26 protein-coding genes are annotated in these 22,400 nt (G+C 68.2%); 11 read left to right on the top strand and 15 right to left on the bottom strand.

Features of this window, described 5'->3' with window-relative positions; genetic code table 11:
• Nucleotides 1–160 precede the first annotated feature (160 nt).
• Nucleotides 161–916, top strand: a complete 756-nt coding sequence (locus WD271_16505; GenBank protein ID MEX1009422.1) for a Crp/Fnr family transcriptional regulator — start codon at nucleotides 161–163, stop codon at nucleotides 914–916.
• Between the two features lie 160 nt (nucleotides 917–1,076).
• A complete protein-coding gene (locus WD271_16500) occupies nucleotides 1,077–1,805 on the top strand; it encodes a hypothetical protein (GenBank protein MEX1009421.1) in 729 nt (242 codons plus the stop codon).
• Here WD271_16500 and WD271_16495 read toward each other — a convergent pair.
• Nucleotides 1,721–2,149, bottom strand: coding sequence for a DUF427 domain-containing protein (locus WD271_16495; GenBank protein ID MEX1009420.1), 429 nt, complete (start codon nucleotides 2,147–2,149; stop codon nucleotides 1,721–1,723). The genes WD271_16500 and WD271_16495 overlap by 85 nt on opposite strands.
• 113 nt (nucleotides 2,150–2,262) lie before the next feature.
• On the opposite strand from WD271_16495, the gene WD271_16490 reads away from it, so the two are divergent.
• Both WD271_16490 and WD271_16485 read left to right on the top strand, forming a co-directional pair.
• Nucleotides 2,263–3,621: an NAD(P)/FAD-dependent oxidoreductase gene (locus WD271_16490; GenBank protein MEX1009419.1), complete on the top strand. Its 1,359-nt coding sequence runs from the start codon at nucleotides 2,263–2,265 to the stop codon at nucleotides 3,619–3,621.
• Nucleotides 3,618–3,995, top strand: a complete 378-nt coding sequence (locus tag WD271_16485; protein MEX1009418.1) for a glutaredoxin domain-containing protein — start codon at nucleotides 3,618–3,620, stop codon at nucleotides 3,993–3,995. Before WD271_16490 ends, WD271_16485 begins: the two co-directional genes overlap by 4 nt.
• Before the next feature lie 5 nt (nucleotides 3,996–4,000).
• Here the strand turns inward: WD271_16485 and WD271_16480 are convergent, their stop codons facing one another.
• A complete protein-coding gene (locus WD271_16480) occupies nucleotides 4,001–4,654 on the bottom strand; it encodes a peroxiredoxin-like family protein (GenBank protein MEX1009417.1) in 654 nt (217 codons plus the stop codon).
• 93 nt (nucleotides 4,655–4,747) lie between these two features.
• The gene (locus WD271_16475; GenBank protein ID MEX1009416.1) at nucleotides 4,748–5,380 is read right to left on the bottom strand and encodes a maleylpyruvate isomerase family mycothiol-dependent enzyme; all 633 of its coding nucleotides are present in this window, start codon (nucleotides 5,378–5,380) and stop codon (nucleotides 4,748–4,750) included.
• A 284-nt stretch (nucleotides 5,381–5,664) separates the two neighbouring features.
• Here WD271_16475 and nrtS point away from each other — a divergent pair, with 284 nt between their 5' ends.
• A complete protein-coding gene (gene nrtS / locus WD271_16470) occupies nucleotides 5,665–5,958 on the top strand; it encodes a nitrate/nitrite transporter NrtS (protein MEX1009415.1) in 294 nt (97 codons plus the stop codon).
• A gap of 666 nt (nucleotides 5,959–6,624) precedes the next feature.
• A complete protein-coding gene (locus WD271_16465) occupies nucleotides 6,625–8,238 on the top strand; it encodes an HD domain-containing phosphohydrolase (GenBank protein ID MEX1009414.1) in 1,614 nt (537 codons plus the stop codon).
• Here the strand turns inward: WD271_16465 and WD271_16460 are convergent.
• From WD271_16460 to WD271_16450, 3 genes are read right to left on the bottom strand one after another with little or no spacing between them, the layout of a single operon-like run.
• Nucleotides 8,201–8,377, bottom strand: a complete 177-nt coding sequence (locus WD271_16460; protein MEX1009413.1) for a hypothetical protein — start codon at nucleotides 8,375–8,377, stop codon at nucleotides 8,201–8,203. The genes WD271_16465 and WD271_16460 overlap by 38 nt on opposite strands.
• Before the next feature lie 32 nt (nucleotides 8,378–8,409).
• Nucleotides 8,410–8,694 (bottom strand): zf-HC2 domain-containing protein, encoded by a 285-nt coding sequence (locus WD271_16455; protein MEX1009412.1) that lies wholly within the window; start codon nucleotides 8,692–8,694, stop codon nucleotides 8,410–8,412.
• Nucleotides 8,694–9,236, bottom strand: a complete 543-nt coding sequence (locus tag WD271_16450; GenBank protein MEX1009411.1) for a sigma-70 family RNA polymerase sigma factor — start codon at nucleotides 9,234–9,236, stop codon at nucleotides 8,694–8,696. The genes WD271_16455 and WD271_16450 overlap by 1 nt, the downstream gene beginning before the upstream one ends.
• Before the next feature lie 106 nt (nucleotides 9,237–9,342).
• On the opposite strand from WD271_16450, the gene WD271_16445 reads away from it, so the two are divergent.
• From WD271_16445 to WD271_16430, 4 genes are read left to right on the top strand one after another with little or no spacing between them, the layout of a single operon-like run.
• A complete protein-coding gene (locus WD271_16445; GenBank protein MEX1009410.1) occupies nucleotides 9,343–9,588 on the top strand; it encodes a zf-HC2 domain-containing protein in 246 nt (81 codons plus the stop codon).
• Nucleotides 9,578–10,333, top strand: coding sequence for a cytochrome c biogenesis protein CcdA (locus tag WD271_16440; protein MEX1009409.1), 756 nt, complete (start codon nucleotides 9,578–9,580; stop codon nucleotides 10,331–10,333). The genes WD271_16445 and WD271_16440 overlap by 11 nt, the downstream gene beginning before the upstream one ends.
• A 10-nt stretch (nucleotides 10,334–10,343) precedes the next feature.
• Entirely contained in the window at nucleotides 10,344–11,048 is a 705-nt protein-coding gene (locus WD271_16435) for a TlpA disulfide reductase family protein (GenBank protein ID MEX1009408.1), read from the top strand.
• Nucleotides 11,049–12,251, top strand: coding sequence for a DUF3179 domain-containing protein (locus WD271_16430; protein ID MEX1009407.1), 1,203 nt, complete (start codon nucleotides 11,049–11,051; stop codon nucleotides 12,249–12,251).
• A 15-nt stretch (nucleotides 12,252–12,266) separates the two neighbouring features.
• Here WD271_16430 and WD271_16425 read toward each other — a convergent pair whose 3' ends face one another.
• The 7 genes from WD271_16425 to WD271_16395 all read right to left on the bottom strand — a co-directional run bounded on the left by WD271_16425 (nucleotide 12,267) and on the right by WD271_16395 (nucleotide 19,530).
• Nucleotides 12,267–13,646 carry an FAD-dependent oxidoreductase gene (locus tag WD271_16425; protein MEX1009406.1) on the bottom strand — a complete coding sequence of 460 codons (1,380 nt, stop codon included), beginning with the start codon at nucleotides 13,644–13,646 and terminating at the stop codon, nucleotides 12,267–12,269.
• Nucleotides 13,643–15,022 (bottom strand): FAD-dependent oxidoreductase, encoded by a 1,380-nt coding sequence (locus WD271_16420; protein ID MEX1009405.1) that lies wholly within the window; start codon nucleotides 15,020–15,022, stop codon nucleotides 13,643–13,645. The genes WD271_16425 and WD271_16420 overlap by 4 nt, the downstream gene beginning before the upstream one ends.
• Nucleotides 15,019–15,363, bottom strand: coding sequence for a DUF427 domain-containing protein (locus WD271_16415; GenBank protein MEX1009404.1), 345 nt, complete (start codon nucleotides 15,361–15,363; stop codon nucleotides 15,019–15,021). The genes WD271_16420 and WD271_16415 overlap by 4 nt, the downstream gene beginning before the upstream one ends.
• 74 nt (nucleotides 15,364–15,437) lie before the next feature.
• Nucleotides 15,438–15,971, bottom strand: a complete 534-nt coding sequence (locus WD271_16410; protein MEX1009403.1) for a peroxiredoxin-like family protein — start codon at nucleotides 15,969–15,971, stop codon at nucleotides 15,438–15,440.
• A 517-nt stretch (nucleotides 15,972–16,488) separates the two neighbouring features.
• Complete coding sequence (locus tag WD271_16405; GenBank protein ID MEX1009402.1) at nucleotides 16,489–17,895, bottom strand: radical SAM domain-containing protein; 1,407 nt, start codon at nucleotides 17,893–17,895, stop codon at nucleotides 16,489–16,491.
• Between the two features lie 124 nt (nucleotides 17,896–18,019).
• Nucleotides 18,020–18,772, bottom strand: coding sequence for a hypothetical protein (locus tag WD271_16400; protein MEX1009401.1), 753 nt, complete (start codon nucleotides 18,770–18,772; stop codon nucleotides 18,020–18,022).
• Entirely contained in the window at nucleotides 18,769–19,530 is a 762-nt protein-coding gene (locus WD271_16395; GenBank protein MEX1009400.1) for an ABC transporter permease subunit, read from the bottom strand. The genes WD271_16400 and WD271_16395 overlap by 4 nt, the downstream gene beginning before the upstream one ends.
• Nucleotides 19,531–19,587: 57 nt before the next feature.
• Here WD271_16395 and WD271_16390 point away from each other — a divergent pair, with 57 nt between their 5' ends.
• Complete coding sequence (locus tag WD271_16390) at nucleotides 19,588–20,253, top strand: CDP-alcohol phosphatidyltransferase family protein (protein MEX1009399.1); 666 nt, start codon at nucleotides 19,588–19,590, stop codon at nucleotides 20,251–20,253.
• On the opposite strand, the gene WD271_16385 is transcribed toward WD271_16390, so the two are convergent.
• A complete protein-coding gene (locus WD271_16385; protein MEX1009398.1) occupies nucleotides 20,177–21,220 on the bottom strand; it encodes an ABC transporter ATP-binding protein in 1,044 nt (347 codons plus the stop codon). The genes WD271_16390 and WD271_16385 overlap by 77 nt on opposite strands.
• Nucleotides 21,217–22,389, bottom strand: a complete 1,173-nt coding sequence (locus WD271_16380; GenBank protein MEX1009397.1) for an ABC transporter substrate-binding protein — start codon at nucleotides 22,387–22,389, stop codon at nucleotides 21,217–21,219. Before WD271_16380 ends, WD271_16385 begins: the two co-directional genes overlap by 4 nt.
• Nucleotides 22,390–22,400 lie beyond the last annotated feature (11 nt).

Below are 22,400 nucleotides of genomic sequence, written 5' to 3'. Positions count from 1 at the left end.
CGTGATTGCATTTGACCATGCGGAGCGGATTCCCCGCGCAGCAGACGACGGGAAGCAGGAACGGGCACGCCGGGTTCCCCGTCGGCATGAACCAGCGGCCGGTCGAGAGCCTCCCGGCGTCGACGAGCTCGAAACCCGATGTTGCTCCACCGCCACACGCATGATCGTGGCGTGTCACCATGATCTCGAGCGCGTCGACGAAAGTGAGATGCAACTGATGGATCTCATGAGCGAGGCACCGCCGTTCGGGCACGCGGCGTGGATCGCGCAGTGTCTGGGCCGCGGTGAGCTCGCCCCACTCGGAGTCGACGACATCGCCGAGCTCGAAGGACAGCTCGACGAGACCACCCATGCCGGCGGCACTTTCGTGCTACGAGCGGGAGCCGCGCCGGCACGGGTCCACATCATCCGCCGCGGTTCGATCGAACTGTCCCGCGAGCTGGGTGGACGCCGCGTCGTGCTCCAGCTCCTCCGGGTGGGCGACGTGTTCGGCGACATCCCGGTGGTGGTCCGCATGCTCGAACCGTTCGACGCCCGCGCCGTCGAAGACTCCGTCTTGCTGTCGATCGACTCGGTCACCCTGTTCGGTCTGCTCGAACGCCGGCCGCGCCTCGCACGGCGATGGCTCGTCTCGGTGGCCCAGCGGATGGCAAGCACCCAGACCCGCCTCGTCGAGCTCCTCGCCGGGGACGTCGAGGCGCAGGTCGCGACGCTCCTGCTCCACCACGCCGAGGACGGGACAGTCCGGATGAGCCAGTCGGTCCTCGCATCCCTGCTCGGAGTTCGTCGTCCGAGTGTCAACCGCGCGCTCAAGCACATGGAACACGAACACGTCGTGTCGCTCGGGTACGGCTCGATCGACCTCATCGACCTCGAAGGGTTGGCCCGCGTCGCAACCGGTGAACCTCGGTCATGACGCGAGGGTATGAGTGTTCGCAATCGGACACTCTCGGAGGGCCGGCGAGACAGTGAGGGTTCCTCGGCATGCGGGGTGATCGGAGCACCCTCCCGCCCCGGCCCCGATCACCCCGCGGCAGGCAGCACCCGTACCGGGGATCTTCCCGAAGGAAGCGACGATGGAACGCCACGAACTCCCTGAGACCTACCCGACAACCCGAGCGGCAATCCAACGCCTCGCGACCCACGTGCTCGCGCGGCGACGCGCTGCGCTCTGCGGAAAGTTCGGGCTGCGCGCGACACCCGGCGGCATTGGCACGCCCGCATGCGGACCCGAGCACGAGGTCGTCCGAATCGCGGGGACGCGGCTGATCCGCGAGATCGCCGGACCAAGCTCCCACACCACGTCGCTCGAGCTCCAGAGCGCGACGCTGCTCGACGCGGCCGACCTCGTTGGTGTCGATCTCACCGAGCCGTTCGACGCCGGTCACGACACGCCACCTCTGGGAGACCCGACCGAAGAGCTCGCGCTCGACGCCGACGCGGCGCGGCTCGTCCACCGGTGGTTCGACCTCGGCTGGGCGGTGCTGGACTCCGCGATCGGCGCGCTGGGAACCGCAGCCGAACCATCAGTCGTGCAACTCTGGCCCGAGCACTTCGACGTCGGCTGCGACGTCGCCGCGGCCCCCCAACGACGCGTGAACATCGGCGCGTCGCCCGGCGACTCCTTCTGCGCGCAGCCCTATCTCTACGTCGGGCCCTGGGACGACGCACGGCCCGGCGACCCCGAATACTGGAACGCGCCGTTCGGCGCGGTGCTGCGCTACGACACGTTGCGGGTCGCATCCGATCCGATCGGGGCGGGTTCCGACTTCGTGCTACGCGGCGTCGAGTTGCTCGCGTCGTGATGTTCGGGGTCACGCGCTGGTATCGATTCGACTTCGACGCCGGCCCAGAACGCGACGCGCCCTTTGATCTTGCGTGCGAGGGGTGTCGGATGTGGGTAGTACCACGCGGCTTCGGGAAGGATGACACCGTCGACGACGATGTCGTAGTACGACGCGATTCCTTTCCACAGGCACAGCGAGTGGGCGCGACTCTTCTGGAAGTGCTCCGCCCGAAGCGAGTCGGCAGGGAAGTAGTCGTTGCCCTCGAGTCGGACGACGTCGTCGCTCTCGGCAAGCACCGCGCCGTTCCATACGGCACGTCGCAGCAGCCCCGAGTTCTTCTGAGATCCGCGTGTGTTGGTCATGTGACGGGAACCCGGACGCGTCGTGGACGATTCCCGCGACGGGCGGCGGGAAGCCCCGCCGGGTGAGCCGGGTTTCCGACGTATCGACCCTCAGACGATCTGGAGCCACGCAAATGAGCGACCGAGCCGACGTGATCGTGTTGGGGATGGGCATCGCGGGTGAGTTGGTCGCGAGTGGTCTCGCTGAGGAGGGCCTCGACGTGATCGGCATCGACGGAGGGCTCGTCGGTGGCGAGTGCCCCTATTGGGGCTGCATCCCGACCAAGATGATGATCCGCGCCGCGAACCTTCTCGCCGAGGCGCGCCGTATCCCCGGTATCGCCGGCGACGTGACCGTCACGCCGAACTGGGATTTCGTCGCCGCCCGGATCCGCGACGAAGCGACCGATGACTGGGACGACCGAGTTGCGGTCGAGCGCTACGAACGCAAGGGCGGCCGTTTCGTGCGCGGCGTCGGCCGCCTCGTCGCCCCGAACTCGGTTGAGGTCGCAGGACAGCGGTTCGAGGCCAGCCGAGGGGTCGTGCTCGCCACCGGGACGTCGCCGGTCATCCCGCCGATCCCGGGCCTCGAAACAGTCGACTACTGGACGAACCGTGATGCGGTGGCGGCCAAGGAGCTTCCCGAGTCCCTCGTCGTCCTCGGCGGTGGTGCGATCGGCGCCGAACTCGCGCAGGTGTTCGCGCGGTTTGGAGTGCGCGTTGCGATCGTCGAGGCCCTGGACCGGTTGTTGCCGCTCGAGGAGCCAGAAGTGGGACTGCTACTGGCCGATGTGCTGCGCCGAGAAGGCATCGCTGTGCACGCCGGCTCGCGGGTGGCGAGCGCGCGCATTGAAGGAGACCAGATTGCTGTACGGGTCGACGCCGGACCCGAGATCGTCGCCGATCGGCTGCTCGTCGCGACCGGACGCCGTCCCGACCTCGTCGCACTCGGGGTCGCCAACGCCGGCCTCGACGAGCACGCACGCTGGATCAGTGTCGACGCGCGACTTCGCGCCGCCGAGGGAATCTGGGCGATCGGGGACGTCACCGGCGTCGGCCCGTTCACCCACGTGGCGGTGCATCAGGCGCGCATCGCGCTCGACGACATCCTCGGTCGTAACCCACCGGCCGCCAGCCAGGCGATCCCCCGGGTGACGTTCACTGATCCTGAGGTCGGCTCGGTCGGCTTGAGTGAGACTGCCGCCCGTGAGACCGGCCGTCGCGTCCGCATCGGTTTCGCGGACGTGCAAAGCTCCGCGCGCGGCTGGCTCCACAAGGTCGGCAACGAGGGCTTCGTGAAACTTGTCGAGGACGAAGATCGGGGAGTGCTGATCGGCGCGACCGCTATGGGACCTGCCGGCGGTGAGGTCCTCTCGATGCTGACACTCGCGGTCGAGGCCGCGATCCCCACACGCGATCTCCGCCGAATGATCTACGCGTATCCCACCTTCCACCGCGCCGTCGAAGACGCGCTCGCGGCACTCGCCCGATGAGCGTCCCCGGAGCCGCCGCCCCGTCCGAACCTGAAGCGATCCAGTTCTTCACCCGGCCCGGCTGCGGAATCTCCGCTTCGCTCGCTCGGCGCCTCGACCGTCTCGGCTTCCCACTCGAATTCCACGACATCTGGAACGACGTGGCTGCCGCCGCGTTCGTCCGTTCGGTCGCCCGCGGCAACGAGACCGTCCCAACCCTGGTGATCGGAACCACCGTCCTCGTCGCGCCGAGCGTCCGTCAGGTCATCACCGTCGCGACCGAGGAGGCACCCCACCTCCTGCCTGACCCAGAGGCGCCGCCGCCACCGTCAGTAACCGCTCGGGTCTGGGCGTGGCTGCGGCAGGGCCGCCACGACACTCGACCGGGACCGTGACCCGGTCAGGGCGCCGCGAGCTCGCGCAGCGCGGCAAGGATCGCGGACGGCTCCATCCGCTTCCGGTAATCAGGGTCGACGTGCCGTGCCCGCACGATGCCGTGCGCGTCGATGACGAACGTCGCCGGAACCGGGAGATCCCAGGAACCGTCGGCGTTCATGGCGGTGAGCGACATACCGAACTGGTCGTACAGGCTCTGGAGCTCGTCGCTGAGCGTGAACCGAACCCGGTACGCGGCGGCGATGGTTTGGTCGACGTCGCTGAGAACGTCGAAGTCGAGTTCGAGTTTCTCGGCGAAACTCAACGAGTCGTCGGGACTCTGGGGGTTGACCGCGATCAACGACGCGCCGAGCGCACGGATCTCCGGGAGCGATTCTTGGAGCGCACGGAGTTCGATGTTGCAGATCGGGCACCACGCACCACGGTAGAACGACAACACCACCGGCCCGCCGGCCAGGCGGTCCTCGAGCGTCACAACTTCACCGGTCGCGTTCGGCGCGCTGAACATCGGTGCGGCCTCGCCGATCTCGATACCGGGAGTCACTCGCCGGGCGCGGAGATCGTCGACCATGCGGTCGATCATCTCCTGCACGTTCGCGGGGGTCATGCCGTTCATGGTGTCGTCAATACGCGACTGGAGATCGGGCGTTTCCGGCATCGGTTCCTCCCTACAAGGATCACAGACTCGGTCATGACGGAACCCGGAGTGCGTTCGACGCATTCCCCGACACCAGCGGCAGGGTCGTTCACTTCACGCGGTCGGGAGTCGCTCGGCCAGCGTTCCCACACCAGGTCCCGAGAGGTCGGCGAGGGCGACCCGCCGACCGGCCATCGCCATGACCAGCGCTTCCAGCGAACCCGTGGCGACCTGTCCATCGCCGACCGACCATTCGGCGTCGGTCGCCTGGAGCTGAAGCCCAGCGATCTTCTTCTTGACGCCGAACGGGAAGCCGTACCCCTTGAGCCGATCAGCGGCTCCAACGAGCGTCCCGGCCGGGAAGTCGCGATGGAGACCGAGTGGTCTCCGAATGTCCTCGCCGTGCACCACGACCTCGAGGAGCACGTCGTCGGGTTTGGTCATCGGCGGCGTCTTGTGCGATGCGGCGGTCTCCCGGAGTTGCTCCAGCAGCACCCCAGGCGCATTGCCGTCGCCGCGGGTGATCGCATCCCGAGCCATGAACCGATTCATGTTGAACCCGCTCTTCGCGAGGCCCACCATCCCGGCCCCTGTGGTCATCGTCGTCGCGCCGACGAGATGCGCCACTACGTGGCGGATCTTCCACTGCGCGCACAAGCTCTGCGCATCCCAATCCTCGTCGGTCAGTAAGCCCAGATCGTCGGCCAACGCCAACCGTTCCGTCTCGATCGCGGTCCACGGATCCATCATCGTCTCCTTCCGACTGATGCGACTCGACGGCGCCCTGCGCGGTCTGCGCCGTGGGTGCACTCGTCGAGGACTGGCTGGCAACGAAACCCGTTGCCGGCGAACACTCTTCCCGTCCGAACGTGGTGTCCGGCACGACCACACTCGCGCGGGAAGGCGCAGCCGCGCGGACGGGTTCCCGACTGGGATTCGACGCCGAGGGAACCCGAGTTCTCGGGTACCGTCCCCACCCGGCTGAGATCGGCGCGCTCCGACGAGCGGAGCGAGCGAGAAGGGGGCTGAGGATGGAGCAACAGCCGCTGACCTGGTCGACACCGCGGGAATGCGCCCGGCTCTGCGCCCACGGCGTGACGGCGAGGACAGCGGGACGAGTCGCCCTTGTCGTGGGCACGCTCCTCTCGGCCGTGAACCAGGGCTCCACCATCGTCGACGGCGACGCGACATGGATCACCTGGGTACGCGTCGCCGTCAACTACTGCGTCCCGTTCGTCGTGGCGAGCATCGGTTTCCTCTCCGCGTGTCGAGTTGCTCCGATCGATCAGATCCCGGGCGAGCGCGGCCCGACTGACCGACGGTAGGCGCCGGGGGCGGAGTGGCGAGTGGGACGGTCGGGTTTCCGAGACCGGAAGTGGCCGACCATGCCGAGACTTCACAACGGTGAGATCTTTCCCGATCTGGCGCTCTCAACACTCGACGTGAGTGCGACAAGTCTCCGGGACCCGTCGCCGGGTCGTGGGCGGTGGTCTACTTCTCCCGCGCCGCATGGTGCCGATCTGCCACGCCTCCTTCGATCGAGTGCAGTAGCTCAGCGCCGAAACCGAGATCGCCGAGTTGCGATGGGTGGCGATCTCGACGGACTCGGAAGCCGAGGCACGATCAACCCGAGACCGCCAGACGTCGATTCCCGTTGCGTACAGCGCGGGCCTCTCGATCGGCGAGCAGCTCGACATCTTCGTGAATCATGACCGCCACTGCTTCGAGCCGGCGTTCTTCTTGCTCGACCCTCACGTCCGGGTCCGCCACGCCAGCGTGCAGTCCGGACCGCATGCCCGCCCAGCTCCCGAAGAGCTCCTTGCGTTGACGCACTCCCGCCGCATGCGCGAGAACGTGCCGCAGAGCAGGCGACGACTGTCTGAGTCGCCAGGAACCGGGAAGATCTCGCGCTCTCCGTGGGTTTCGTAGCCAGATAACTGCGGACAGTGGTATTCCGGCGAGGAGATCATCGTGGGGAGGATCGTGGAGAGGTGGGCGACCTGATGTGGGGGAGTCCGGGCACGACGGGCGTGGTGTCCCATACCGCGCCGCACGATCGGAGCTCCGTTCGGATCCGTGCCGCGGTGATCGTCGGCGTCGGCGTCGGGCTCTCGATCGGCCTGCTCGCGCGGTCCGCCTCGAGAACCGCGGGCGGAGCCTGGGCCTCCGCGGCCATGCAATTCTGGGCCGTGACGGGCGGCGCCGCGATGTGCGTTGCGTTGGCAGGCTGGGTGATCGCGCTTGGTCTGCGGCGAGGTCTGCCCGAGATCTCGCTGCTGGGAGCCAGTGTGCTTGCGCTGTCCGTGCTCTCGCTGGTTCACGGTGTCACCGTGGCGGGATACCTCTACCACGACGCGAACGTCAGCGCGACGGCAGGCGCCCTCGCGTTGCCGATCGGACTCGTCGTCGCGCTCCCGATCCTGACCGCATCGGCCCACTTCAGGGGTATCCGGAGAGCCTGGAAGACCTGGAGTGCCGTATCCATCATCGCGACCGTGTTCCTGGCCGGCACGATGCTCGCATTCCCGACGGTTGTGCCGGCGCTGGAGCACGCCGGCCTCGTGACGGTCCCGCTCACGGCGGCGGCCATTCTCGGTGTGGTTGTGCTCGCCTGGCGCCACGTGCGCCTGTTTCGCATCGGCCGGCGAGTCGCGTCGCTGGTCACCGCGGTTGCCATCGTCGATCTCGGGGTCTCGGCGGCGGTCGGCGCGAACTCGAGCGCACCGTCAGTGACCTGGTGGCTCGCGCATGCCCTCGAAACGGGCGGTGTTCTTGTCGCGCTCCTGGGCCTGGCGCTCGCGTATCGGCCCGGCCGTTCGGTGACCGACCTGCTCGCGCCCCTCGTCAACCATGATCCGCGCCTCGCGCTCGAGCTCGGGCTCTCACCGGAGGTACACGCCTTTGTCGCGGCACTCGACCGGAAGGATCCGTTGACCCGCGAGCACGTGACCCGAGTGGCCGACCTGGCGATGCGCACTGCCGAGCGCGGCGCGTTGACGCCTGAACAGCTGCGCGACGTCGGTCTCGGCGGTCTTCTCCACGACATCGGCAAGCTTGTCGTGCCGAGCGATCTACTGACCAAGCCCGGGCGGCTCACCGACGACGAGTATCGCGAGATCCAGACACACTCGGCTCGTGGTGCCGAGCTCCTCGCGCATTCCGAAGGGCTCGGCTCCGCGAGCGACATCGTCCGCTGGCACCACGAGCGCCACGACGGGAGCGGCTACCCCGACGGTATCAGCGGCGACTCCATTCCTCTCGCCGCGTCGATCGTCTCGGTCGCCGATGCGTGGGACGCGATGACGACCGACCGCCACTATCGCAAGGGCATGGCACCCGCCGATGCCCGTCGCGTGCTGGAGGAGCACTCCGGGCAGCAATGGAACCCGCTGGCGGTGGCCTTGCTCCTTCGGGAAGTAAGCGTGGCCAGACCCGGCGATTCGTGCCGCGCGCTCGACGATGTCGGGCGATGGACCTGCGACCTCACCTGGGTAGACGAGATCTGCGCGGGCGTCGTGCCGCCGGTCACGCGCCCGACGCCAGACGACCTCGTCCGCGACGCGCTCGTCAGTGCAGAGCGCGGACCCCGAAGAGCGCGAGCGTGAACACCAAGATGCCGAGTACGAAGATACGTAGGTCGCGGTCTCGACGCACCAGAACCAGGGCTCCGAGGAGCGCCGGGAACACGACCGCGGCCTGCAGGAACACGCCGGTGTCGGTTCGTGGCAGCAGGATCTCGTGCACTGTGGCGCCAGTACCGTGCGCGCGCCGCGCGCTCAGGACGGGTCGTGACCGTTCGTCGGTGGGCCCCCGACAAGCTCGGCCGCGAACATGCGCAGGCGCGCGACGGCGAGCTCGTCGACATGAGGAGCTCGGCGGGCCAAGCTCGACTTGAGCTCGCGATATGTCCGCTCCTCGAAGCCGCATCGATGGCATGCGTCGAGGTGCCGCGCGACGCGCGCTGCGGTCACGTCGTCGGTCTGGCCGTCGAGATATGCCTGCAGCGCTTTGGCGACATGTCGACACTCGGCCCTTGCCACGAGTTTGGATATCGGTGTCATCACATCCTCCGGCGGGGGGCGACGCCTGTGGTCGCGAGGCGATCACGAATCCGTTTCCGTGCCCGGTGGACACGGCTCATCACCGTCCCTTCCGGGACTCCGAGCAGTCGGGCGGCCTCCGCGTAGCTGAGCCCGTCGATGTCGACGAGCTCCACAACTCGGCGGAACTTGTCGGGAAGCGCGCCGAGCGCACGCGCCACGACGCCGTCGAACTCGGCGCGGAACGCGAGATCTTCGGTGAGGCTGCCGGGCTCTGTCGGGCGGGCCGCGAGGCGCTCGAGTTCGGCGTCGGGGTCGCGGAGCAACTCGGGTCGGCGTCGACGGGTGCGGTTGATCTCGGCGTTGCGCATGATCGTGAGCAGCCAGGCCCGAGGATGCGCACCATCGAAGCGGTCGATCCCTTGATAGGCGCGCAAGAGCGTGTCCTGGACGAGATCCTCCGCGTCGGCCGGGCGAGAGACGATCGAGGCTGCCACCCGGGCCAGCACCTCGAGTTCCGGGACGACGTACCGCGCGAACGCGGCGCGGCGAAGGTCATCCACTGATGCCCCGGCCCCCGGTCGCTGTGGCTCCTCCACACCCCGGTAACCCTGCGCGTCCCCAACTCATTCCAGGGAATCGAGGCCCCGGTCGGCGGGTTCCCGCGTCGTGGGCACGAGCAGGCACCGCCACAGCCGTCAGGCGCTGGACGCGTTGGTCGACGGTGAACTCGGCGACGCCACCGCGGCGAGCATTCTCGAGCATGCCGAACGCTGCACGGTATGTCGCGACGGAATCTCGCTGACGGTCGCGCTCAAGCGCAGCCTCGGGCGCTTGGCGGCCTGCTCACCACCACCACTGGCGACGATCCGCCTGCACCGTTTCGCCGAAGGGTTGCTGCGCGATGGGCGGTGACTCCGTCTCGTACCTCGCCGCGTTCGGTGGCGGTGTCGTCTCGTTTCTTTCGCCGTGTGTCCTGCCACTCGTCCCCGCCTATCTCGCACTCATCACCGGCCTCGAAGTCGCCGAGGTACGCGAACCGAGCCGGCGCCACCTCGGCCGCATCGCGCGCGACACGGGGCTGTTCGTCGCGGGCTTCTCGGTGGTGTTCATCCTCCTCGGGCTCGGCGCGACGTCGATCGGACACACGCTGGTGCAGAACCAGCTGCTCCTGACTCGCATCTCGGGACTCGTCGTGTTGTCGATGGCGCTGTTCCTGCTGGCATCCCTCGTGCTGCGATCGCCGTGGCTGTTCGCGGAGAAACGCTTCCACGCGAGCGCGTCGCGGCTCGGGCCGTTCGCGGCGCCGATCATCGGCGCGGCGTTCGCGTTCGGGTGGACCCCCTGCATCGGCCCGGTACTCGGATCGGTGCTTGCGATCAGCGCGACACGAGGCGATGCCGCGCGTGGCGCGTCGCTCCTCGCCGTGTACTCGCTGGGGCTCGGGATCCCCTTCCTCGTCGCCGGACTCGCGTTCGGGCACCTCACGCGGGTCTTCGCGTTCGTCAAACGGCACTTCACCGCGCTGACGATCATCTCGGCGACTTCGCTCGCGTTCTTCGGTGTGCTGCTCACGTTCAACCGGCTCACCTGGGTGACGAGCCAACTCCAAGGCGGGCTGCGTGCGATCGGGCTCGACAACCTCGTCACCCTCGGATGAAAGGACCCTGATGGCGAAGAAATCACGCGGAGCACGGAAACATGCAGGTCCGCGCGTCCCGAAGTCTCCCGACGTCGCCGAGCCTCGACCGGCCCGTCGGCCGAGCGCGACCGCGCCCAAGGGCCGGCCCACGATCTCGGCTCGGGAACGCAAGTCAGACGCGGCGCGCGCGAGTTCCCGGCGACGCCGCCGAACCCGCTTCGGCCTCGCCGCGGCTGCGGTCGCGATCGTCGCCGCGGTCGCGGTGCTGGCGGTGTCGAGCGCCGACAACACCACCGGCGTCACGTCTCCTCAACGGTTTGATCTCCCGCACCTCCAAGGCGACGGCCGCGTGAAGCTCGCGGACTATCGGGGAACTCCCGTCGTCGTCAACTTCTTCGCGTCATGGTGTAGCGCCTGCGACTCCGAGCTTCCCGGCTTCTCCACCGTGTCGAAGCAACTCAAGGGAACGGTGCAGTTCATCGGTGTCGACTCGCTCGAGACCGGCGACCCCCTCTACATGCCGAGACGCCACCACATCCTGTGGTGGCCGTTGGCGCGCGACATCCGCGGAGCCCAGAAGAGCGGACTGCACGACGAGCTCGGAGGCGGCAACAGCATGCCCCTCACCGCCTTCTACGACAAGAACGGCAAACTCATCGAAGTCGAACGCGCGGCACTCCCCGAATCCACACTGCGCGAGAAGCTCCACACGTTCTACGGCGTCGACGTCTAGATGCGGCCGCGTGCGGGTACCCACCGGCACCGGACCGGCGTGTCGTTCGGCCTGGCCCTCGTGCTTGCATCCTCGATCGCGGTCGGCGTATCGGGGCCGGCGTCGGCCCGCGACGCCGAGACGCCGCAGATCGTGTCGAGCCCCCGCGAGGACGTGCCGTCCGCGCTCGACGACCCGAGGGCGCCCGGTCTCCCGAAGCCGTTGGTCAACCCGGGCGCGCTGCGATCCGGCGGTCCCCCGCCCGATGGGATCCCCGCGATCGACTCACCGCGGTTCGAGCGGGCCGCCGACGTCGACTGGCTCGACAAGCGCGAACCCGTGATCGCAGTCGAACTCGACGGCGAGTCCCGTGCCTACCCGGTGCGGATCCTCGTGTGGCACGAGATCGTGAACGACACGCTCGACGGAGTCCCGGTCGCGGTCACGTACTGCCCGTTGTGCAACACCGCGATCGCGTTCGATCGACGCGTCGGCGGCCGAGTCGTCGACTTCGGGACCTCCGGTCTGTTGTATCGCTCCGACCTGGTGATGTACGACCGGCAGACCGAATCGCTGTGGGTACAGTTCGAAGGACGAGCGGTCGCGGGTGTCCTGACCGGTACGACACTGTCGACATTCCCCGTGGCAACGGTCGCGTGGCGCGACTGGCGCCGTGCGAACCCCGACGGTCTCGTCCTCACGACCGACACAGGATTCGATCGGGCGTACGGCACCAACCCGTACGTCGGCTACGACAACGCCGGCAACCGGCCGTTCCTCTACGACGGGAACATCGACGCTCGCCTCCGCCCGATGACTCGCGTTGTCGGCATCGACGATGGCGCGTCCGGAACCGCGGTCACCTACGACACGCTCCGCACGCGACACGTGGTCGACGTCACCACCAACCACGGCCCGCTCACGGTCTGGTGGAGCGCGGGAACTGCCTCCGCGCTCGACACCGATTCGGTCAGCTCCGGGCGAGACGTCGGCGCAGTCGGCGTCTTCGACCCCGTGGTCGACGGGACGCAGCTCACGTTCCGGTGGAGGCGCGGTCGCGGCTTCGTCGACCGTGAAACCGGTTCGGAATGGGATGGGTTCGGGCGCGCCACCTCGGGTGCGCTCGCGGGCCGTGCGCTCGCGCCGAGCACGCACCTGGACACGTTCTGGTTCGCGTGGGCCGCGTTCAACCCTCGGACGACGATCTTCGGTCGGTCGAAGTAACGGATCGCCACACCGTCACTCTCGCCGCGCCGGTCGCGCGGACCGTCCGCCGATCTCCATGAAGAACTGCGCGGCCGCCTGCTGGATCGCCACCGACCAGGTCGGATACGCGTGGACCGCTTCGGCGAGGCGCCCGGTGAACATCTTCGTACGCATCGCGAGTACCGCCTCGTGCACGATTTCGCCGCCGCGTTCGGCAACGACTGTCGCGCCCAGGATCTGGCCACCCCCGGCGTTGCGCAGGATCCGTCGCGGGCCGGCCACCAGTTTCACGAACCCGCGGGTCTGGCCGGCGACGATCGCACGGTCGACCTCCGACATCGGCAAGTACGCCACCCGTCCACCGCGTGCCACCGCGTCGGCCTCGGCCAAGCCGACCCGGCCGATCTCGGGTGTCGTGTACGTCACCGACGGGATCCACACCGGATTGAATCGCCGCTTCCGCATCCTGCTGAACGCGTTCGCGACCGCGATCCGGCCCATCTCGTCGGCGGCGTGTGTGAACTGGAGCTTCCCGGCGACGTCTCCGACCGCCCAGATCCCGCGCGCGGTGGTGGCGAGATGATCATCGGTCTTGACGAAGCCGCGCTCGTCGGTCTCGACTCCCGCCTCCTCCAGATCCAGGCCCTCGGTCACGGGCCGTCTGCCGACCGCGATCAGCAGCAGATCCGACACCACCGAATTGCCGTCGTCGAGGCCCACGAGCACCGTCGTATCTGGGTTCGCTTCGACCTTGGTGACGGAGCTTCCCGTGCACACGGTGATGCCTTCGGCGGCGAACGTGTCCTCCAGGACAATGGACGCTTCCGGTTCCTCGCGCGCGACGAGCCGCGGGAGCGCTTCGATCACCGTTACGGCCGAACCGAGGCGCCGGAACGCCTGCGCGAGCTCGCAACCAATCGCGCCGCCGCCGAGAACAGTCAGCGACGTGGGAGCGCGTCGGAGGTTGAACACGTTCTCGTTCGTGAGGTACGCGACATCGCCGAGCCCAACGATTGGAGGTATGACCGGCGCCGCGCCGGTCGCGACGACAACCCGCCGGGCGCGGACGCGCCGTCCGTCGACGTCGAGCTCCCGGGGTGCGACGAATCGGCCGCGGCCGGCGAGGACGGTGATGCCCTCGGCTTCGAGGACGTCGGCGGTTTCGGTGCGCGCGATCGTCTCGACCGCGCGGTGGACCGCAGCGAACGCCTCGACGAACGTGGCGCCGCGAGCGGCGGCTTCGATCAGCGCTTTCGAGGGCACGCAGCCGGTGAATGTGCAGTCACCGCCGATGGGGCCGTCGTGTACCAACACCGTGCGGGCCCCGTGCCGCACACCGGCGCGGGCCGCGCTCAGACCCCCGGCGCCTCCACCGATCACGACCAGATCGAACTCCGCTCCGCGGCGACTCACGAGACGGCCTGCCGCCCAGCGACCGCTTCGGCGCCCTTGCGGGCCGCGATGAGAATCGGGTCCCACACCGGCGCGAACGGCGGCGCGTACGCGAGGTCCAGACTCGAGAGCTCGTCGACGGTCATGCCGCTCCAGATCGCGACCGCGATGGCGTCGATGCGCATCGCCGCGCCGTCGCCTCCCACGATCTGCGCACCGAGCACGCGTCCATCCTTCGCGTCGGCGATCATCTTGAGTCGGATTGGCGCCGCGCCCGGAAAGTACCCGGCCTTCGTGGTGGAGTCGATCGCGACGCTGACGAACTCGAAGCCTGCGTCGGCGGCCTGCGCCTCGTTCAGGCCGGTCCTCGCGATCTCGACACCGCAGATCTTGGTGATCGCGGTGCCGATCACACCGGGAAACGACGCGGAGCCGCCACCGATGTTGATGCCTGCGACCCGGCCCTGCTTGTTCGCGTGGGTGCCCAGCGCGATCGCCACCGCACGGCCCGAAACTCGGTGGCGGGTCTCCACACAGTCACCCGCGGCCCACACACCCTCGATCGCGGTGTGCATCCGCGCGTCGGTGACCACTCCGCCGGTCACGCCGACGGGCACGCCCGCGCGAGCGGCGAGACCCGAGTTGGGCCGGGTACCGAGCCCGCAGACGACAAGGTCCGCCGGGACCGTGCGGGCCGTGGTGATCACCGTGAGCCCGTTCCCGGATGGGTGATCGATCGCTTCGACCCGCTCATCGAGATGGACCGTGACGCCGGCGGCCCGGAGCGCGTCGGCGACGAGCGCACCCATGTCGGGATCGAGCGTGTGCATCGGCTGGGCACCGGCGTCGACCAGCGTCACCGAAAGCCCTCGCATGACGAGCGCCTCGGCGATCTCGAGGCCGATGTAGCCGCCACCGACGACCACCGCGCGGCGTGGGCTGCCGGTGTCGATCGCGCGCCGCAGCGCGATCCCGTCGTCGAGGACCTGGAGCCCGAAGACATCCGACGCGTCGAATTCGGGAAGAGACGGCCGAACCGGGACTGCTCCGGTCGCCACGACCAGTTCGTCGAAGGGCTCCCAGCGCTCGGTCGCGTCATCGAGCGCACGCACGTGCACCGCACGCCGGGACACATCGATCTCGACGACTTCATGGCGTATCCGCACATCGATGTCGAGCCCATCCCGGAACTCCGAGATGTCCCGGGCGATCAACTCGTCGGAGGTCGCGACCTCCGACGCGACGAACGACGGGATCCCGCAGGCAGAGTACGAAACGTGATTCCCGCGCTCGAACGCCACGATCTCGAGGGCATCCACGTCTCGACGGCGACGTGCCTGCGACGCCGCGCTCATCCCGGCCGCGTCGCCGCCGATCACCAGGAGGCGCCGGGTCATGCTCGGATCGGGCGATCTACTCCCGGTGGGTCACACGCCGAAGCGGTCTCGTCGTCGATCTCGCTGATCGTCACCCCGTGCCAGAAGCCCACGTAGCCATCGATCGTGGCTGCGGCCGCTGCAGGGTCCGGGTAGTACCACGCCGCGTCGCGGTTCAGCTCCCCGTCGACGGCGAGGGAGTAATAGCTGGCCGTTCCCTTCCAGCCGCAACGCGAGTGGTGGTCGCTCGCTTGCAAGTATTCGGAGCGCACCGATGCGCGAGGGAAGTAGTGGTACCCGTCGACGACGACGGTGTGATCGCTTTCGGCTACGACTGCGCCGTTCCAGACTGCTCGCAACATCGAGGCCTCCGACCATCGTGTGACACGTGGGTGAACTGGGAACCCGCCTCGGCGATCAGGGCTTCCAGGATCGTTCAGCGGCACGCCTCGACCGCGTCGATGAGCACCTCGACCGATGGTCGAGTCGCCGGGCTCGCGGGCCGCGCCGCGAAGACGATGACGCCGTCGGGATCGATCACGAAGTCACCACCGAGTTGCAACGTGTCCTCGGTCGGTCGTGTGGGGCGGCGGCCGGCGCGCAACAGGCGCGCGTATTCGCGGAGTGTGCGCACACCGTAGATCCGCCACCACGAGCCGCGCTCGAGCCCATACCGTCGGTAGACGCTGCGATCGCCGTCGCTCAACACCGCGAATGGCAACGCGAGCGCGGATCGATACGCCGCGAGACGCTCGACGTCGGAAAACGTCACTACCGCGATCGTCGCGTCGCCGAAACGTTCCACATGGTCTCGCAGTGCGAGCAGATGGTCCTGACACGGCAAGCACGCGAGATGCCGGTGAAACATGAGGACGCACGGCTGGCCGCGATGCGCGGACAGCCGCCACCTCGCGCCAGACTCGTCTGCAAGCTCGAAGTCCGGGGCGAGTGAACCGACGTCGTCGATCATCGGGCAGCCCCCGCGCCGCGGCGGCTATCAGCCGGACCGATCACGGAGTCCCGTTCGACGCGAACAGCACTGCTTCGAACTCCCTCCGATGCGCTGCGTCGTCAAGGTACACGGGAGAGATGAGGCACGCCGCGCACGACGGACCCCACAGCATCCGGTCCAAGTGAATTTCGCGAACAGGCCGAGAATGCGGCCGGGCTGATGTCTTCGAGCCTCGCCTCGCGGTCCTCGTCGACCGTCTTCGCTGCCCGAACACGTCGAAGACGCATGCCACGCTCCTCACTCGCGAACTCGGATACCGAGGGAACCCGCCGGCGGCGCCACGACTTCCTCGACTCGCGAATCGCGCGTGCTTCCCGGCGCTCCCCGCATCATCTCGCTCGTACCGGTCAACTACACGCTCAACTTCATGATTCCCGGCCTCCGTGAAGCAGGATGGTGGCGACCTTGCTCGTCGCGTCCTGATTCGAGCGTTCCGTAGTCCCGGTTTCAGACGAGGTTTGCTGCGCTCACGCGATCAGCGGCGGCTCGCGGGCGCCGGACGCCGTTTCGGTGACGCGAGCAAGGTCACGAGCTGGCGGTTCTCGCCGGGATCGAAGACTGAATGTTGGGCGCAGGCCGGGACGATCTGGTCGATGTCCGGATGGGCCATCCCATACGAGCAGGCTTGGAGCCGCTCCTGAGTGGCTCGAATCGCCGGGTCGAGGCTCATCACACCGCGCTGGAGGAGCTCCCACGCCGGTGCGACATCACGTGCGTCCATGAAATTGTGCATCACGAAGGTGAGCGGCTGGACGCCTTGGCGGAGCTGTCCGATCCCACCCGCTCGACGCACGGCCCGTCGGGCCCACGCCGCTGCGAGCGCAATGCCACTCGGCCGTCGAGCAAGAGCCCGCGCAACCCGAAGGGCCTGCAGCGATCGCGGGACGAACAAGAAGCTGCGGGGAAAGGCGGCGAACAGCGCGTCGCGGACTTCCAGGTCGGCGGGTTCGGTGTCGTCGAGGAGTGGGACATAGCGATCCCCGGCGAAGAACCCCCAGGTCGTGCGGTTGCAGCGGAGGTCTCCGACCTGAACTGCCTTGTACGGCAGCCGCGTGCCGGCGCCGAGTTCCACCTGGTCCCAGACGTCGTCGTCGCTCATGGCGCGGAAATCCTCTCGCCAGCGCGCCTCGTTGCCGATGTACGCGGCGGGCTGGAAGGACAAGACCCGGAACCCCATCGTGCGACACGCCCCGATCACGGCCGGGATCTGGTCGACGTTCGCAGGCGTGACCGTCATGTTGTGCGCCAGATGCGAACGTACGCCGTGTTCTGTTTCGAGCCGATCGAACATCGCGCAGAACCGTGCACGGTACGGGTTGAGGTCGGTCTCGTTGGTGGGATGCTCGATCCCGCGCCGCCCGAACATCGTCGAGTCGATATGGACCGCGAACGACACGACGTCGAAGCGGCGACTGCCGTCAGGTCGAACGGCCAGCCGCAGGAGATACTCGTAGTCGAAGTCACCGTGGGTGAAACTCATGGGCATCCGGCCGTGGCTTCGCATGACCTCGATGGTCGCGGCATGGTCTTCCGGTGAGAGCAGCGAGACCTCGCCGCCGATCAGTTGCGCATGCTGGACGGGCCCCCGGTGGGCACGGAAATATGCCATTTGTGCTTCGACGACGGCTGTGGTGTGCGCCCCGTCGATCGGTACCCGGTTCGCGTCGACGGAGTGGTAACAGGGCTTGCAAGCGAAGTCGCACGCGGGGAACACGCCGTGGGTTCCTTCGCATCCTGCGAGGCGGCGGCCGAGCAGCTGGCCGGGCGTTCGGACATGCTCAGGCAGCTCGTCCCATCGACGAGCGAGTGCCCGCTCGACCTCGGGATCGTCGGGGCGGGTAGCGAGCTCGAGGGCGCGGACACGGTTCAGGAGTCGGTCCACGTGAGGTTCGATGCGCTGGACGCTCGATTCGGCGCGCCTCGCGTCTGGATCCAAGCATCAAACTGTTCGTGCCCGCATTCGACCACCAATCCGACCGCCGAGGTCCCGCGCGACCACTGCACTATCAGGCAGTGTGAACGTGGCGCCGGCCCGCGAGGAGAAGCACGACGAGCGGTGGCACGAGGAACACCAGGTCGAGCACGGCGGCGATTTGGGGATCGCTGCGCACAAAGGGCACCAGAACCAGGGGAAGCATGGGAAGGCCCCCGCCGACGCCGAGGCTCGTGCCGAACTGGCTCCACGAGATGATGAAACCGAGCCCGATCGCCAGCCACAAGCTCGACCGAACGGCGGGCAGCGTGACGGTCGAGAGGCGAAACGGTCGCGACGCTCCGAGGGTGGAAGCGGCTTCGTCGGCGTCGAACACCTGACGCGTGAAGCCGGGCGTCAGGGCGAGGATCACATACGGAAGCACGTACACGAGATGCGCCAGCGCCACGCCGAGAAGATGATCGGCGAGATGCAGGCGCAGGAACCACACCGACAGGCCATCCCCGACGACGAGACCGGGGACGAGCAGGGGCGCCGCAATGAGCACCACGAGGGGACCCGGTCGATCGGCCACGGCGAGTGCCCGTGCGGCCGGCCACCCGATGGCCAACGCGAGCGCCACGGCGATGGTCGCGACCACGAAAGAGTTGAACACTGCGCGTCCCAGCAACGGATCCCCGAAGACTGCGTCGATCCCGCGCCATCCGAAGCGCTGCGGTACCAGCGCCGGAGCGTGCCACTCGTTGGCGCCGGCCTGCACGACGAGCGGCAGCAGCGACACGATCACCGCCGTCGCCACGAGGATCGCCATGACGCGCCGGCTCATCGGCGTGTCCTCCGCCACAGGGTGACACACAGTCCGCCCAGTGCCAGGGAGATCATGGCCGCGACGATGAGCGCAGCCGCCGCGGCGGCCCGCGCCGCGGGGCCGTCGGTGCGAGTGAGCGACAGCGCGTACGTCGCGATGGTGTCCGTCCGAGTCGACCCGACCACGAGCGGCACCTCGGTCGCGCCGATCACGAACGCCGCGACGATCAGCGACCCCGCGGCGAGTGGCGGCCCGACCCGTGGCAGCACGACGTCGCGTAGACGCCCCCACCAACTCGCGCCGAGTGTCGCCGCTGTCTCCTCGAGCTCCTCGGTCCGGCGGTCCCACGCCGCGAGCACCAGGAGGGCGAGGAAGGGAGTCTCCTTGTATACGTACACCGCGATGATCCCGAAGCCATGGGCGTCGCCCACCAACGGCAGGGCATTCACGCCGACGCGGTCCATCAAGCCACCAGGAGCGAACCACACCACTGCAAGCGCCGCCACGACGAGGTGCGGTACCGCGATTGGTGCCCCGAACAGCACGCGGCCGAACCCTACGCGTCGGAACAGCACCGCGGCGCCGAGGCCGAGGAACGCCGAGACGACCGTCGCACCCGCCGCGACCCAGAGCGTAAACGTGACCGCCCGCCAAAACGATGGGTCGCCGAGTACCGCGGTCCAGGCGCCCAGCCCGATCGCGCCGCCCGAGATCTGGCCCGGCCGCAGCGACGACACCAGGATCCCGACCACCGCACCCCCGAAGAGCACGGTCATGGTCGCGATCGCAGGCAGTACCCCGACGGGTATCCCGGCCCGGGAGCGGTGCTGACGATGCTCGACGCGGTGTTGCGTCCTCGAGTCGCCGGTCCGCTCGACGCGATCGCGGTCCGTCTCGCCGGTGCCGGTGTGTCGCCGAACGCCATCACCGGCTTCGGCTTCGGCCTCGGCGTCGGCGCGTGTGTCGCGGCCGGCTTCGGATTGTGGTGGCTGGCGTTGGGCCTGTGGATCGCCAACCGCGTCGCCGATGGTCTCGACGGTCCAGTAGCTCGCCGCCGTGGCGCGACTGACTTCGGCGGTTACCTTGACATCGTCGCCGACTTCGCTATCTATGGTGGGTTCGTGCTCGGCGTTGCCATCGCGGTACCTGAGGCGCGTGTCGCCTGCGCCGCGCTCCTCGTCAGCTACTACATCTCCGGCGCGGCGTTTCTGGCGTGGTCCTCGATCGCGGAGCGCAGCGCGCGGCAGCGACCCGACGAGCGCTCGCTGCACTTCGTCGGCGGCATCGCTGAGGGTACGGAGACGATCGTTGCCTACGTCGCGTTCTGCGTCTTCCACCAACACGCCGTGCTGGTCGCATGGATCTTCGCGGCGATGGTGGTCGTCACCGCCGGCCAGAGGGTCAACTTCGCGCGACGCTCGCTCAGCCACGACGACCCGCCGGATGGCGGATCCCTTGATCCTCGGGAAACCGCCAGAGGTGCTCGCGAGGCACGGTGACCGCAACCCGATCACCCCGACGCAACCGACGGGCGGGCGCCACGTGCGCGACCAGTCGACCGACGGGGCCCACGAGCTGCACTCGGATGTAGGTGCCACGCGGTTCGCAGTCGGCGACGCTCGTCAACGAGTCAGCGTTCGCGTCGAGACGCACATGTTCGGGGCGGATCGTGAACACGTCATCACCGCGACGATCAGGCGTGGGGCCGGACCCAGAGAAGCACAGCGCTTCGTCGGGTGTCGCTCGCAGGAGGTTGGGGTTGCCGGTGAGGCGCGCGACTCGGGGGCTGAGCGGACGCTCGAACAACTCATCAGGTGGCGAACACTGCACGATGACGCCGTCGTCGAGCACTGCGATCTGTTCGGCCAGCGCGGCTGCATCGGACACATCGTGGGTGACGATGACCGTGGTGACGGCATGGGTGCGCTGCAATCGTCGAAGTAGCGCGCGGAGGTCGTCGCGGCGTGGACCGTCGACTGCGCTGAGAGGCTCGTCGAGCAACAAGAGGTCAGGCTCCCCGCACAGCGCCCGGGCCAGGGCCACCCGTTGCTCCTCGCCGCCGGACAACGCGTTCGGGCGGTCGGCCATACGTTCGCACAGCCCAACTTCCGCGAGGAGCTCCTGCGCTGCGGCCAAGCGCTCGGCGCGACCCTCTCCCCGAACCCGTCGCGCGTACGCCACGTTGTCACCCACGCTCATCGTCGGGAAAAGCCTTGCGTCCTGGAAGACGAAGCCGACTCGCCGCCGTTCAGGCCGGCGACCGAGAATCGACCGGCCGCCCATCTCGATCGAGCCGTCGACGACGGTCGACAGGCCCGCGACAGTGCGCAAGAGGGTGGTCTTGCCCGCCCCTGATTCCCCGACGAGCGCGCATACAGAGCCGGACCTCACCGCGAGGTCCACCCCGCGGAGGACTGGGCGCCCGCCAATCTCGACCCACACACAGCGACACTGAAGACCGCTCATCGGAGCACGTCCTGCTTCCAGCGGCGGTCGATCTCAGGCACCCTGGCTGCCGCGAGCTCGCCGAGCGGGGTGCCGTAGGCCGCCAGCCGATACGGCGACGAAGCGACGGCATTGAACCGGGTTCGTTGCGCGTCGGTGAGCCGGGCCATGTCGAGCACCGTCGGAATCCCGACCTGGGCGGCTTTGAGGGCCTGCAGCTCGGGTGAGAGCATCAGGTTCGCGACGACTTCTGCTCCTTGGCGGTGCGCGGCGTTCGCGGGAATCGCAAGGAAACTCACGTTTTGGAGCGTTCCCGACTCGAACACATACGGCCGAACCGTCGTCGGGAACTCCCCGCGCTGAACCGCGGTGTCGACGAAATTCGGGTTGTAGCTCATCGCAAGATCGACCTGGCCGTTCGCGAACAGTTGCTCGAGCTCGGCCTCGTCCTTGGGGTGATTTCGGCCCCCTTGCCACAGCGACGGCTCCAGATCGGCGAGGAGCTTCATCGCCTTGTCTTCACCGAGCGCCTGGACGGCCTGGCGGACGAACGCGGAACCGGTGAAGTCCGGCGGAGCCGGATACGTCACTCGACCCGGGTGTGCCTTCGCGTATGACGCGAACTCGGCGAACGTGCGTGGTGGCGACGTCATCTTGTTGGGGTCGTACGCGAACACGAACGCCGCGCGGCTCCAGGGCAGTTCCTGCGCGTCGACCGCCACCCCAAAATCCTTTTGCAGTGTCGTGTCAGCCGCGTCGAGGTACCTGGCGTTGGGAACCGCATCGGCCCAGTCGGTAAGCCACAGGTTGGCTGCCTTGCCCTGCTCGAAGTTCTTCCCGTTCACCCAAAGGAGATCGACCGCGCCTCCGCTTTTCACACCTGCGTCGCGCTCCGACGCGATTCGCGCAAGCGCGGTAGCGGTGTCGTCGACTGGCACGCGCTCGAGTCGCACCCCGACAGCCGCGGCACGTGGCGCGACTTCCTCATCGATATACCGATTCAGGGCGTCCTCACCGCCCCACATCCACAACTTCACGGTCTGACCGTGTGCCGCGCGTTCGACGGCCGGCCACGCGGCCGTGGGTGCCGCGGGTGAGGACGAATCCGACGACGCCACTACCGAGATCAGCGCGGCGGCGGCGACGACGATCGCGGCCACGAGCGCTACGAGACGAGCTGAGACCTTCACGGAATAATCCC

Source organism: Acidimicrobiia bacterium (genome assembly GCA_040880805.1).
In the GTDB taxonomy this organism is placed as follows: domain Bacteria; phylum Actinomycetota; class Acidimicrobiia; order IMCC26256; family DASPTH01; genus DASPTH01.
This window is presented reverse-complemented; position numbering and strand designations above follow the sequence as displayed.

What these genes read in the sequence shown, in the direction of transcription:
- WD271_16505 (MEX1009422.1), top strand. Translation starts at nt 161, where the DNA reads ATGATCGTGGCGTGTCACCATGATCTCGAGCGCGTCGACGAAAGTGAG.
- WD271_16500 (MEX1009421.1), top strand. Translation starts at nt 1,077, where the DNA reads ATGGAACGCCACGAACTCCCTGAGACCTACCCGACAACCCGAGCGGCA.
- WD271_16495 (MEX1009420.1), bottom strand. Translation starts at nt 2,149, where the DNA reads ATGACCAACACACGCGGATCTCAGAAGAACTCGGGGCTGCTGCGACGT.
- WD271_16490 (MEX1009419.1), top strand. Translation starts at nt 2,263, where the DNA reads ATGAGCGACCGAGCCGACGTGATCGTGTTGGGGATGGGCATCGCGGGT.
- WD271_16485 (MEX1009418.1), top strand. Translation starts at nt 3,618, where the DNA reads ATGAGCGTCCCCGGAGCCGCCGCCCCGTCCGAACCTGAAGCGATCCAG.
- WD271_16480 (MEX1009417.1), bottom strand. Translation starts at nt 4,654, where the DNA reads ATGCCGGAAACGCCCGATCTCCAGTCGCGTATTGACGACACCATGAAC.
- WD271_16475 (MEX1009416.1), bottom strand. Translation starts at nt 5,380, where the DNA reads ATGGATCCGTGGACCGCGATCGAGACGGAACGGTTGGCGTTGGCCGAC.
- nrtS (MEX1009415.1), top strand. Translation starts at nt 5,665, where the DNA reads ATGGAGCAACAGCCGCTGACCTGGTCGACACCGCGGGAATGCGCCCGG.
- WD271_16455 (MEX1009412.1), bottom strand. Translation starts at nt 8,694, where the DNA reads ATGACACCGATATCCAAACTCGTGGCAAGGGCCGAGTGTCGACATGTC.
- WD271_16440 (MEX1009409.1), top strand. Translation starts at nt 9,578, where the DNA reads ATGGGCGGTGACTCCGTCTCGTACCTCGCCGCGTTCGGTGGCGGTGTC.
- WD271_16435 (MEX1009408.1), top strand. Translation starts at nt 10,344, where the DNA reads ATGGCGAAGAAATCACGCGGAGCACGGAAACATGCAGGTCCGCGCGTC.
- WD271_16430 (MEX1009407.1), top strand. Translation starts at nt 11,049, where the DNA reads ATGCGGCCGCGTGCGGGTACCCACCGGCACCGGACCGGCGTGTCGTTC.
- WD271_16420 (MEX1009405.1), bottom strand. Translation starts at nt 15,022, where the DNA reads ATGACCCGGCGCCTCCTGGTGATCGGCGGCGACGCGGCCGGGATGAGC.
- WD271_16415 (MEX1009404.1), bottom strand. Translation starts at nt 15,363, where the DNA reads ATGTTGCGAGCAGTCTGGAACGGCGCAGTCGTAGCCGAAAGCGATCAC.
- WD271_16410 (MEX1009403.1), bottom strand. Translation starts at nt 15,971, where the DNA reads ATGATCGACGACGTCGGTTCACTCGCCCCGGACTTCGAGCTTGCAGAC.
- WD271_16400 (MEX1009401.1), bottom strand. Translation starts at nt 18,772, where the DNA reads ATGAGCCGGCGCGTCATGGCGATCCTCGTGGCGACGGCGGTGATCGTG.
- WD271_16395 (MEX1009400.1), bottom strand. Translation starts at nt 19,530, where the DNA reads ATGACCGTGCTCTTCGGGGGTGCGGTGGTCGGGATCCTGGTGTCGTCG.
- WD271_16390 (MEX1009399.1), top strand. Translation starts at nt 19,588, where the DNA reads ATGCTCGACGCGGTGTTGCGTCCTCGAGTCGCCGGTCCGCTCGACGCG.
- WD271_16385 (MEX1009398.1), bottom strand. Translation starts at nt 21,220, where the DNA reads ATGAGCGGTCTTCAGTGTCGCTGTGTGTGGGTCGAGATTGGCGGGCGC.